The 13371-nt window shown below is 64.0% G+C and carries 4 protein-coding genes; all 4 read right to left on the minus strand.

Annotation, left to right across the window (positions count from 1 at the left end; genetic code table 11):
- Positions 1-106 precede the first annotated feature (106 nt).
- A complete protein-coding gene (locus U1702_RS02555) occupies positions 107-3952 on the minus strand; it encodes a beta strand repeat-containing protein (protein ID WP_332721778.1) in 3846 nt (1281 codons plus the stop codon).
- Positions 3953-4083: 131 nt separating this feature from the next.
- Positions 4084-6984, minus strand: coding sequence for a beta strand repeat-containing protein (locus U1702_RS02560; protein WP_332721780.1), 2901 nt, complete (start codon positions 6982-6984; stop codon positions 4084-4086).
- 127 nt (positions 6985-7111) lie between these two features.
- On the minus strand, positions 7112-8206 hold the full coding sequence (locus tag U1702_RS02565; RefSeq protein WP_332721782.1) for a helix-turn-helix transcriptional regulator: 1095 nt from the start codon (positions 8204-8206) through the stop codon (positions 7112-7114).
- Between the two features lie 92 nt (positions 8207-8298).
- A complete protein-coding gene (locus tag U1702_RS02570) occupies positions 8299-13281 on the minus strand; it encodes a beta strand repeat-containing protein (RefSeq protein WP_332721783.1) in 4983 nt (1660 codons plus the stop codon).
- Positions 13282-13371: the final 90 nt, after the last annotated feature.

Consider the following 13371-nt stretch of genomic DNA (forward strand, 5'->3'; position numbering starts at 1 on the left):
GCCATTTGCCTAGCCCTCTTCATCCATGCGATCGACAATGTCGTTTCGTGGCTGAACCGATGCTGCACGTCCGACTGCGAATTGCGCGCGTCCGAAACCGTCAGACTCAGACAAACGCCTCGGGCCGCAATTCGTCCGGCGGGTTGAGCAGGCGGATCACATAATCCTCGCCCGCCTGATACCCCGCCACGCCATTGGCATCGACCACCAGGAAACTGTTGCCCGCCAGCCCGCCCGCATTGGCCGTCAGCATCAGCGCCTGTCCCACGCCCAACTGCCCGCCGCCCAGCAATGCCGCCAGGTCGGTGTCGAAACTCGCCAGCGACAGGCTGCCGCCGGTCACCGTCGCGGCGATCCCGGTCAGTGCAAAGGGCAGGTCGATCCGGTCGGTCAGCGGATCGAAGCCGACGATCGTATCGAACGTCGCACCGGTCGACTGGCTGACCGCATCGTAGAAGAAGGTGTCGCTTCCCCCTGCGCCCGCCAACAGGTCGCCGCCTTCGCCGCCGAACATCCAGTCATTGCCCGCGCCGCCGATGATGCTGTCGCCGCCGCGGCTGCCAAAGATGCGGTAATGTCCGTCGGTTTCGGCGCGCACGTCGATGCTCATCCCGTTGGTCACCAACAGGCCCCAGATGATCCGCGTCTCGCCCGCGCCGACGAAATTGTCGAGCGCGGTCAGCGTATAGCTGTTGCCCGCCCGCGCCTGCAGCGTCACCGCCTCGATCCCCTGGATCACGGTCCCGTCCAGCGTCAGGTCATACACACCGTCCAGCGCCAGCTGATCGCTGCCGCCGCCACCGTCGATGCGATCGGTCGCCGGGTTGAACCGACCCGGACCGAACCAGAACCCGTCATTGCCCCCACCACCAGTCAACAAATCGGTGCCCGCACCGCCATAGATGCGGAACGCCCCGTCGGTCTCCGCCGCGCCGTTAAAGGTGAAGTCGTTGGTCGCGCCCAGATTGGTGCCGAAAAACGTCAACACCCCGCCCGCGGGCACATTGCCGTCCACGGTCGTGATGTCATAGCGGTTGAACCCGCCGCCCAGCAGCGTCACCACCTCAACCCCGGTCAGCGTCGCCGCCTCCAGCACCAGTGCCGCGCCGCCGACATACATGCCCTGCAATGCGACCTGATCGTTGGTGCCCGCGCCGCCATTGACCCGGTCGGCCCCGGTGAATGCCGCGCCAAAAAAGAATGCGTCGTTGCCATCGCCGCCAGACACGCTGTCGTCGCCGCCCTGGCTCAGATCATAGACATCGGCATTGCCGGTGCCGCCGACCGTGTCATCGCTTGCGGTGCCGCCCAGCCGGTCGCCGGGATTGTCGGTGCCGTTGACCGTGACGGTGACCGTCGCCGTCGCATTGCTGCCCGCCAGCACATAGCTGAAGCTGTCGGTCGCCTGGCCGTTCGCGGCCCCCACCGCCGCCGCAGTCGCGGGCGCGACCAGATGGTTGAACGCACTGCCGGTATTGTAACGCAGCGTCCCGTCCGAATTCAGCGTGACGGTCGCGCCCGATGCCAGCGTCACCGACTGGCCGACCGCGATGCTCGCGCCATTTACAGTGCCCACTGCCGGGGTCGGGCCGTCGGAATCGCTGTCGTTGGCCAGCACCGCGATATTCACCGCCGCGCCCTCGGTCACCCTCGCCGTATCCGCTACCGCAATCGGCTCGCCCGCCGCGCCGATCACGACCGTGGCGGACAAGGTCACCGGCGGCTTGCCCTGCTGGATGAACTCGAAACTGATCGTGCGGCTGCCGCTGGGGGAGGGGCCGGTATTGGCATAGCCGATCGATCGCAGCACCGCCTGGATCGCGTCGCCCGGCACGATATTGGTAAAGGTCAGGATGCCATAACCCGCGCTGACCAGCTGGATCGATCCGATCATGTTGCCGCGCCAGATCACCAGATCGCCGTCCAGGTTCACGGCGTCCGGCCCGGTGCCCAGGAACATGCCCAGCGTGTCGCCCGCCTGCGGATTGGTGATCCGCACGGAGAAGCGCGCGCCCTGAAACTGCGAATCGTCGTCGCTGAATACCGCGAACGGCGCAACGGGCGACAATTCGGTGCCCGGCGCATAGCCACCGGTCGCGCCCGTCCCGGCGGCGGTGCCGTCGAGGTCGAAGATGAAGGGGTCGTCGACCAGCTCGATGCGCACCGTCGCGATCGCCCCGAAACTCTTTACCCCGTCCGCCTCGATCAACTCGAACGCGTAATTGACGAAGATGTTGGGGGTGTTGGCGGGGTTGAAATAGGTCACCGCGCGCGTCATCGCCTGCACCGCTTCGGGCGTCGCCGCAGCGTTCAGCGATACCGTCAGCGGCGTGCCGGCAGGCCCGGTCCCGATCGTGCCGATCAGCGTGCCGCCATAGCGCACCTCGCTGCCCGATACGCCAATCTGCCCCGCGCCATTGCCCTGATGCTGGATCGCGACGACGCTGTCGGTGCTGATCGCCCCGCCGCTTTGCACGACGCGGAAGGTGCCGCCCGCGAAATTCGCGCTGTCCATGTCGGTGACGACGGCGTCGGGCGCGATCAACAACGGTGCGCCCTGCTCGATATATTGCGCATGGGTATCGATGTTGCCGGCAGCACCGTTCAGGTCGATCACCGGCGCATCGTTGACATGCACGACGTTGACGCTGCGCTCGATCGTGTTGCTCGCACTGGTCGCATCGTTGATCGTGATGCTGATCGTGCGCGTGCCGGTGGCGGGGTTGGGCAGGGTGTTGCTATAGCCTACCTGCCGCAGCACGCTGTTCCACGCATGGACGTCCGCCCCCGGCCCGGTCGCGGTCAGCGTCAGCACGCCGGTCGCCGCATCCCAGCTGGCCGAGATATTGCCGTTGCTCTCGATCACGCTCAGCGTGTCGCCGGCCGAAAATCCGCCGGTAAAGCGCACCGTCGCCGATGTCAGCGTCGCGCTGTCGGGGTCGGTCACGGTGATGAACGACCCGATCGGCTGCGGGATATGCCCGTCATCATAAGTGATCGGTGCCTGATCGCTGCCGTCCAGCACCGGCGGCGTATCCGTGCTTTGATAGGAGATATAGCTATAGGCGTAATAGCTTTCCGCCCCGTCGCCATCGGTCAGCGCGATCAGCATTTGCGGGCGCGGCCCGTTGGGCAGCGACGTGCCGACATGCTGATAGCCGATCTGCCGGATCAACGCCTGCACTGCCTCTGCCGTAGCATTGGCATTCAGCGACACGCGCAGCCCGCTCGTGATGCTGGTCGTGCCGATCACGACCCCGCCATAGCTGACATTGCTGCCGTCGACGCCGATCTGCCCGGCACCATTGCCCTGATTGAGAATGACGAGGCGCTCATCGGAATAGAGCGAGAAAGCGACGGTCAGCATGCCGCCGTCGAAATTGTCGGAATCGACGTCGCTGACCGTGGCAGCGGGGGCCAGCCGCGTGGTGGCACCCTCGATATGCAGGACGTTGGTGTCGATCCACTCGCCCGGACCATTCAGATCGACCACCGGCTGGTCGTTGCTCGGTGTGACGTTCACCGTCACCGCGATCCCGCGCTCGCCCGGTGCGCCGCCCGGCACGGGGCCGAAATCCGCACCCTCGCTATCGGTGAAGTTGATGAGCAACCGACGCGATGCCGTCGGCGTGTTGTCCAGGTTCGAATAATACATCGTGCGGATCAGGTAATTGATCTCGAACGCGGTCGCGCTGGCGCTGAACGTCACGATCAGGTCGGTCCCAAACCCGCCAGTGACCGACGCGATCGCCGACGCGAACGCACCGGAGGCCAACTGTACGCGATCCTCGGCCAGCAACCCGCTGACCCGCAGCACCGCGCCCGCGAAATTGCCATCTGGATCGACAAAGGTCGCGTTGCCGACAAACTCGATCGCGCTGTTGTTGACGACCTGTTCGCTCGTCTCGACCACGGTGTTGGCGCCGGTCAGCGATGGTGCGGTATTGGCCACGAACGATATCCCCCCGGGAACGGAACAGGCCGCCTGTGCCGCCCGAAACTCCCCTTCCCGGATCAGACTAGCAGCGCAGAGGGCGTTGAGTCACCGGGGTTTTTACATCGTCGCAGCCGCGTTCGTTCGCCTCACACAAATGGGTCCGGGGGCAGGTCGGTCACGCCGCCGAGCAAGCTGATGACATAATCCTGACCGGCCTGATATCCGGCGACGCCATTGGCATCGACGACCAGAAAACTCTGCCCGGCATAGATGCCTGAATCGGGCCGGAACAGCACCGCTTCGCCCACGCCCATCTGTCCCGCGCCGATCGCCGCCGCCAGATCGATATCGAAATCGCCGCCCAGCTGCCCGCCGACAACCGTCGTTGCAATGCCGGCGACGGTGAAGTAGAAATCGATCTTGTCGCCTGCGGTCAAATGGATGCCGTCAGCGTTGATGCCCGTGGACTGGCTGACCGCGTCATAGACATAGGTGTCGTTGCCCGCGCCGCCGTAAAGGAAATCGCTGCCAGCCCCGCCGAACAGCCGGTCGTCGCCCGCGCTGCCGTAAATGGTGTCGTGGCTCTGCCCGCCGAACACGCGCACGCTGCCGTCCAGTTCGGCGCTGGCGTCGATGCGGATACTGGTTGTGACCGGCAGCCCCCAGATCGTCTGCTGCACGCCCGCCGCGACCAGCGAGTTGGCGACGGTGATGTCGAACACGTTGCGGTCGCCCGCCGGTCCCGCCATCAGCGTGATCTGCTCGATCCCCTGGATCGCGGTGCCGTCCAGCGTGATCGTATAGTCGCCGTCGAGCGCCAACTGGTCGATGCCGCCGCCGCCATTGACCCGGTCCACCGCCGGATCGAACCGACCCGGTCCGAACCAGATGCCATCGCTCCCGGCGCCGCCAGTCAGGTTGTCGGTGCCCGCGCCGCCATAGATGCGGAACTGTCCGTCGGTCTCCGCCGCGCCGTTGAAGGTGAAGTTGTTGCCCAATGCGAGGTTGGTGCCGAATATCGTCAGCACGCGTGCCGCCGCGACGTTCGCATCCACCGTGGTGATCGAATAGCCATTGCCGGCACCCGCCAACAGGCCGATCAGCTCGATCCCGCTGATCGTGGTTGCACCCAGCGTCAGACCACCCGAATAATTGCCCTGAAGCCCGATCTGGTCGTTGGTGCCATCGCCGCCGGTCACCCGGTCCGCTGCGGTGAGCGCGCCGCCAAAGAAAAAGCTGTCGTTCCCGGTCCCGCCGTCCGCGGTGTCGTCGCCACCCTGGCTCAGGTCGAGCGTGTCGTTGCCTTCGCCGGTCGAATAAGTGTCGGCTCCCGCCGTGCCCGTCACCGTATCGTCGGCCGTGCCGATTACCGGTGCCCAGCCGCTGAAGTCGGCGGCGACGAACGCGGTCGCGGCCAAACCGGTGAAGCGCAGCACCGTGCCCCAATTGTTGCCGCCGCCGTCCTTGTCGAATTGCAACAGCGTATCGTTGCCGTCCTGCAGCAACCGCGCAAAGCCGCCCGTGAACGGGTTGCTCACACCATTCCAGCCCGTGAAATACTGGCTGAAATCGTTCTTCTGCGGGAGGATGACCTTGTCCACGCCCAGCTCGAAATCGGACACCGTTGCCGCCAGCCCTGCCGTCGCGCCGATATGGCGATAAAATTGCAGGGTAATTTCGTCGACTCCGCTTCCCGTCGTCAAGGCGATCTGGTGGTCGGTATAGAGGGCCATCTTGTCGTTATCCGCGCCAAGATCGACGATTGCCCCGCGCGGCGCCAGGTCGTTGAACCCGACCGTGTCGTTGCCAGCCCCGCCGATGATTTCAAAGCTGGTGCCGGGAGGCGATCCCTGGCCATTATTGGGGCCGAAATAGGTGTCCGGAAAGACCGAGAATTCGTCGTTCCCATCGCCGCCATCCAGCACCAGATGGCCGGGGAAATACAGCGAGCCACGCAGGGTGTCGTTGCCGCCCTCGCCATAGACGATCGAGTTACCGCCCTCCGACTGAACGAAGTCATCGCCGGCGCCCGCATGCACGGTGTCATTGCCGCCGCCGGTATAGATGATATCGTCGCCACCGCCGGTGTCGATCACATCGTCCCCGGCGCGGCTGGAAACATAGTCGCGGCCGCTGGTGCCGGTGATGATATCGCCGCCGACCGTGCCCTCGTACAGCGGCACGCCGCCGCTATTGCCGGTCGATGCAAGGACGGCGGTCGCCGGCTGGCTGCCGTCCGGTGCAAACCCGCCCAGATCGTTCGCGCCCAGCGCGCTGACATTGGTATTCTTGAAGCGGATGAATTCGACGGTGCCGTACACCGAGCCCGCACCCGCATCGAAATCACGCCGCAGCACCGCGTCCGCCCCGTCCTGCACCAATGTCAGATGCCCGGTTGCAAAGGGATTGGTCCGGCCATCCCAGTTGATCAGCCAGCCGCCCTTCCACGCGCCGCTGATGCGATCGACGCCCGGCGTATAATCGGTCAGCGTCAGGCGAGCATGATAATAGGGAAACGAGAGCGTTGAGGGGGAATCGATACCCAGCAAAATCTCATCCGCGCCATCGCCCAGCGTTACGGTGGAGGAGCCGCCGATCAGGATGAACTGGTCGGATCCGGTGCCCAGATCGACGACGTTGCCGGTCCCGTGATAGACCGCGACCAGATCATTGCCTTCGCCGCCGATGATCGTCGCCATGCCTTGCGTGAACTGGGTTCCGAATATGCCGATAATCGCCTGATCGTTCCCGGTGCCCAGGTCGATAACGGAATTTCCGGCGGTCACATGGGTATCGACGATGTCGTCGCCGCCCTCGCCATAAATGGTGTCGCCGCCGGCCTCGCCGATGCGGTCATTGCCTTCACCCGCGTAATAGGTGTCGGCGCCCTGCTGGCCGTACAGGGTATCGTTGCCGTCGCCGCCGTTGATCGTGTCGTCGCCGGTGCCGCCCAGCACCGTATCATCGCCACCCCCGGCATTGATCGTGTCGGCGTCGGGCGTGCCGTTCAGCGTTTCGCCGTTATTGGTGCCGTCGATAATAGCCATGTCGTCATCCCCCAAACCTGCACACCCGCCGACCCCGGTCCGGCACAGCGATTTCGGGCGAAAGACTAGAGCCGCACTGCGACCGCCGCATCCCCCTAAAGGGGGAGAAGATTTCCGACTTATCCAGTCATTTCAACAATTCGCTCAACAGCCTTATCGCATCCGTCTCGCGCCGCACGCCCAGCTTGGCGAACAGCGCGCGCAGGTGGCTGCGCATCGTTTCCTTCGATACGCCGCGCGCCACGCGGATGGTTTCGCGGTTCTGTCCGCCCGCCAGCATCAGTGCGATCGCGGTCTCCGTGCCGGTCAGCCCGAATGCGGCGCGAATGCCGCTGCCATCCTCCTCGCGCACCGTGCCCGGCCGCGTCGCCACCGCGACCGCGAACGGCGCAAAGCCCATCGCCCATTCGCGCCGTGGCAGCCGGTGAAATTGCAATGACACCACGGGTCGCTCCGGCCGCGCATCGGGCATCGCCGCGATCAGCACCCGGCGCGCGCGCGCCTCGTCCACCGCCATCGCGTGCAATGCAGCGGCGATGTCGCGTGCCGCGCGTGGCTCGCTTGCCGACAGCCGCCCCTCGGCCAGCGTCAGCGCACCCTCGCGCAACAGCGCCTCGCCATCGGGTGACATCGCACGCACCTTCAGCGTGCGGTCCATCACGAAGCATGCCGCCTGCATCGCCTCGAACGTCCCGGCGATCAGGCGATAGCCTTCCTTCTCCAGCGCGATTTGCAGCGCCACCGCCGCTGCCGCGTCGCGCCGGGCATCGTCGAACATCGCGCGCGTATCGGCGTCTGTTGGCCCGGTCGCTTCGGATCGCAACAATGCCAAGCCGATCAGCCCGTCGGCGCCATCCCGCAAATTGGTCTGGCACCCGTGCAGAATGCCCCATTCGCGGCACAGATCGACATAGGCGTCCGACTCCAGCGTCGGGATCGTCTGCGCATAATGCCGCTCGTCGATGATCGCCGCGTCGGGAAAGGCCATGTTGGCACGCACCCGGAAATTCAGGTTCGGCGGGACCGGCGCGAACGCGTCGATGATCGACAGATCGCCGTTCGCCCAGTTGAAATCGACACCGTAATCCGCGCCAAAGCCGATCAGCTGCGCCCGATCCGACCCGGTCGCCACCGCCAGTTCCTCAAGCGCCGGGATCCACTGCGCCGGCTCCAGCGCGGCGGCTACAAAGCGATCGTCCCTGTCCGTCCACCCCCGCGCCATGCCCACCGTCAAAAGCTGTTGTCATCCAACATCTTGCCGGGGGTTACGCAGAAAGCAAGCGACGGCTTTGCGTCGAATTCAGACAAATGGCGCTATACGAAAGGATCGGGGGGCAGGTCGGTCGGGTTGCCCGCGAGCTGGATGACGTAATCCTCGCCCGCCTGATATCCCGCCACGCCATTGGCATCGACGATCAGAAAGCTGGTGCCGGCATGCGTGCCCGCATCGGGCCGGAACAGCACGGCTTGTCCCGTGCCCATCTGCCCACCCCCGATCGCGGCTTCGATATCGGCGTCGAAACTGGCGAGCGACAGCGTGCCGCTGGCAACCGTCGCGGCGACCCCGCCGACGGCGAAGTTGAAGTCGATCTTGTCGCCCCCCGTCAAATGGATCCCGTCGGCGTTGACGCCGGTCGACTGGCTGACCGCGTCATAGACGTAAATGTCGTTGCCCCCGCCGCCATACAGGAAATCGGCACCCGCGCCGCCGAACAGCCGGTCGTCACCCGCGCTGCCATAGATGCTGTCGCTGCCCTGCCCGCCGAACACGCGCACGCTGCCGTCCAGTTCGGTGCTGGCGTCGATGCGGATCGCGTTGACGGCAAGCAGCCCGAAGATCGTGACCTGCTGCCCCGCGCCCACGAAGCTGTCGGCGACCGTGATGTCGAAACTGTTGCGGTCGCTTGCCGGTCCGGCCTGCAAGGTGATCGTCTCGATCCCCTGGATCGCCGTCCCGTCCAACGTCATCGTGTAGTCGCCGTCCAGCGCCAGCTGATCGTTATTCCCGCCGCCGCCGTTCACCCGGTCCACGCTCGGGTCGAAGCGGCCGGGTCCGAACCAGAACCCGTCATTCTGCGCGCCACCGGTAAAATTGTCGGTCCCCGCACCGCCATAGATGCGGAACGACCCGTCGGTCTCCGCCGCGCCGTTAAAGGTGAAGTTGTTGCCCGCCGCCAGATTGGTGCCGAATATCGTCAGCACCTGTCCCGCGGCCACATTGGCATCGACCGTGGTGATCGCGTAACCGTTGCCCGCGCCGCCCAGCAACCCGATCAGCTCGATCCCGCTAATCGTGTTCGCGCCCAGCGTCAGTGCGTTCGCGCCGGTATAATCGCCTTGCAAGCCGAGCTGATCGTTCGTGCCCGCACCACCGTCCACACTGTCGGCGGCAGTCAACGCCGCACCAAAGAAGAACGCGTCATTGCCCCCGCCGCCGGACACGGAGTCGTCACCGCCCTGCGACATGTCGAAACTGTCGTTCATCCCGCCACCGGCAAAGCTGTCCGCCCCGGCGGTGCCAGTGAACGCGCGCTCGCCCAGCACGAAATCGCTTAGCGCGAATGCGTAGTCCGATGTGATCCGCATCGTCCCCTGGTCGGTTTCGATCGTCGCGGTGGCCAACGCGCCGGAATTGACGAGCGTGACGACGCCCACGCGAAAGGCGGTCAGGTCGATGCGATCGACACCGCTCTGGAAATCTGTCAGTCGATCGCTCGCGGCGGTGGTTGAATCGGTTACCAGTCGATAGACAAAGCTATCGACGCCGCTGCCGCCACTCATCTGGTCGGCACCTGCGCCCCCGACGATCAGATCGTCGCCGCCGCCGGCATAGACGATATCGTCACCGTCGCCGCCCTCCAGGATGTCATTACCGTCACCGCCGGACAGCGTATCGTTGCCGCCAAACCCGTACAATTCGTTATTCTCGGCCCCGCCGTTGAACGAATCCGCAGCGCCGCTGCCCAGAATGATCTCGAACCCGGCGTAGGAAAAGGGGGCCGATATCGCCAGGCGCAGGTCGAGTGTGTCGACGCCTTCGCCACCGTTCACGAAGTTCTGGCTGTTACTGCCATAAACGACGGTGTCGTTGCCGGCTCCGGCCTGAAACAGGATGCGCCCGCCGCCATTTTCACCCGTACCCAGGATCAGCGTGTCATCGCCGTCGCCACCATTCAAATAGATGATGGTGGTGACGTTGTTGCCGACGGTAAAGGTATCGGCGAAGTTGCTCCCGGTGATCGTCGAGATCTGGTCGAAGTTGCGATAGCTGCCACCGGCCACGGTCCACAGCGTCGAATTGAACGCCGCCATGTTGATATCGACTCCGCTCGCCGCGCCGGTCAGCGTCAATCGCAGGATGTCGGTCGTGGTGTTCGTTCCCGTCGCGTCGTCGCCCGCGCCGACCGAGAATGTCCCGGACCCGACCAATACGTCCTTTTCAGCGCCGATATCGTCTTCGCCGCTGTTGTCGGAAAGCCGTCCAGCCGAAAACAGAAAGCCCGACCCGTAAAGGGTATCGGCGCCGCTGCCGCCGTACAGATAGTTGCCGGCGTTGTCGGCAGACGGCGCGAAATAGTCGCTTGTGCTCGAATTGCCGTAGATGACATCGTCGCCCGCACCACCGTCCAGCAGGTCACTGCCCAGCCCGCCGCGCAGCGTGTCGTTACCTTCGCCGCCATAGATGCGATCGCTGCCCGCGCCGCCATTGACACTGTCGGCCCCCGCACCAGCATCGATGATATCGTTCTGCGACGATCCGGTCACCGTATCGCCGCCGCCGCCCAGCATCAGGCTGAGCGCAACCGTCCCCGCACTCGCATCGATCGTATCGCCCACGCCGCCCGCCGCCGTCGTGTCCAGCACGATCGTCTCGATCAATCCAGTGCTGGTTGCCAGCCCGATCGCGGCATTGGTCGCGCCGGTGCCGTTGAAAACATAGGTCTGCGGCGTCGCAGTCCCCGCAAACTCGCCGCTGCCGCCAACGCCGATGAGCAGCCGGTCGGTGCCGTCGCCGCCATCGGCATAATCGGTGCCGGCCGTCGCCCGGATCGTGTCGTTACCGTTCACGCCGCGCACGAGGTCGTCACCGCTGGTGCCGATCAGGTCGTCATCGCCATTGCCGCCATCGACCACATTCTGCGGCGTCGCGATCCGCAGCACGGCGGAACCGGCCGCCGTCTCGGTCAGCGCGTAAGCACCGCTGCCCAGCGTGATCGTCTGATCCGCCGTCCCGTCGCCATTGGCGTCAATACGAACGATGGTCTGGCCGTTGGCGGTCTCATAGCGGATCTGCCCGGCAACCCCGCTGAATGCCGCCGTGCCGATGAACACGCCGCCACCGCTCAGGTCGATCCGGTCATTGCCGTCGAAATCGCCGATCGTCTTGGTACCGATCCGGGCGAGGGCGCCACTAAAGTCGAAAACATCCGCTCCGCCATTGCCGCGATAGCTGTCGGTTCCGCCGCCCTGACCCGCACCCGGTCCGTTGCGAAACCGGTCGTCGCCGCGCGATCCGCTGACGGATTCGCCACTGGATGAATCAAGGAAGACATAACCGTCGAAATCCGATGCGGAGGCGTTGGTCTGCGTTCCCGGGACGATGATCGTCTCGATCCCGGTCAGTGTTGCAGTATAGCCAAACCGCCCGTCCTGCGTACGTACGTATACGCCGCCACCCAGGGCGTCCGTCAAAGTATAGGTAAAGTTCGGTTCGGCGATCAGGCTGACCGTATCGTTGCCCGCACCGCCTTCGACCGTGCCTTGACTGCGGTTCAGGTTGAACAGGTCATCCGCACTGCCGCCAATCAGCGTGTCCGAGAAACTGCCGAGCGTGGTGAACGTGATCGGGATCGTCGATGCACTTCCATCGATGTAAACCACCCCGAACCCACGCGTCCCGCCGCCCGATACCACGGCGGTGCTGAACACGATCCGCTCCACACCTGCGAACGTCGTGTTGATCGTCCCCGATTCATCGCGAAGATTGGCCGCCGTCACCGTGAAACTGTAACCGGCGGGCAGGGTAGGGATCAGCCCCTGATCGCGCATATAGACGATCAGCGTGTCGGTCCCCGCGCCGCCATCTGCGGTGTCGTTGCCCGGGGTCACGACGATGGTGTCGTCGCCGTCGCCTGCCGTGATTAGGTTGTCGAGATTGTTGCCGGTAGCCGTAAATCCGCTCGATCCGGTGAAAATGAGATTCTCGACGTGGCTACCCAGCGAATAGCTGGCAAGCTGCGTCTCGACCGTGTCGATCCCTTCGCCGCGTTCCTCGACGACCACATCGCCGCTGCCGACCAAATAGGTGTCGTTGCCATCGCGGCCGATAAATGTGTCCGCGCCTGCGGTGCCGGCGAAAGTTTCATTGCGTGCGCTAAGATCTATCAGCTGCAGTCGACCACCATTGTTGTTCGCAACGGTGATATAGGTGCCATCGGCCGAAATATGGATCTGGTCGCCCGATCCGATAAAATTGTGCCAAGTGGATTGCGCGACCGGGAATCGCTCCACTTCGGTCCAGTCCTCGGTACTATATTTTACAAGTGCGCCGGTCTCGATCAGGTAGGCATAGAAGAAGTTTCCCTGCTGATCGAAGGCGAGCCCGTCAACGGTGCCGCCAACGTTGATGGTACGCACGAATTTGACTGACAAATCATAGATGTTGATATTGCCGTAATAGATAAATTGCGCAATCAGGCCAGCGGCCTCGCTGATCGCCTGATGTCCGTTGTTGAACCCGGACACTGCGCCCTGCTGATAGTTGTCACCGGTCGCAACGATACCACCCACGCGATCGTCATAAACCGCTAGCGGGCCATTTGAACTATTCGCCGATCCAATCAGCGACAGGTGCTGGTCTTCGGTAATCGCCGCCCATCCATTTGATCCCTGCAACGGCGTAAATTCGCCGCTGACCAGATCGAACTTCATATGGGATGACCCCGTCAGGATTGCGGTCTGTGCATCGACGATCTCGACATCGGTGAAATGCGCGGTCGTGATGGATTGCGTTGATCCGTCAATGGTCGAAACACGATGGAGTCTGCCCGAATTCGGGCCGGTCTGTTCGATGGCAAGCAGGAAGGATCCGTCTTCCGAAAGACTCATTGCGGTCAACGATGTGCCGACAGTCCAGCTTGTGATAAGACTGTGACTCGCTGCATCGAAAACGTCGATCACACCGTCGCCTCGCGCGACGTAGATCAGCGTGCCGCTTTTGTTGAAGAGCGTGCTCCGCGCGTTCGCGGATAGCAGTTCGTAAACGCTACGTGCGGTTGATCCGTAATAGGTCGGCACACCAATCTCCACTTCTGCATTTTATCGCAGACGTTGCATGTTGCGATCTGACGGGCAACCGAATTTACATTGTCTGGCCAAGGGCTTGCT

Origin of the sequence: Sphingomonas sp. LT1P40 (genome assembly GCF_036663835.1) — a bacterium.
Lineage (GTDB): Bacteria > Pseudomonadota > Alphaproteobacteria > Sphingomonadales > Sphingomonadaceae > Sphingomonas.

Excerpts from the sequence above, each read along its gene's own strand:
- U1702_RS02560 (WP_332721780.1), bottom strand. The coding sequence starts at position 6,984 with ATGGCTATTATCGACGGCACCAATAACGGCGAAACGCTGAACGGCACG.
- U1702_RS02565 (WP_332721782.1), bottom strand. The coding sequence starts at position 8,206 with ATGGCGCGGGGGTGGACGGACAGGGACGATCGCTTTGTAGCCGCCGCG.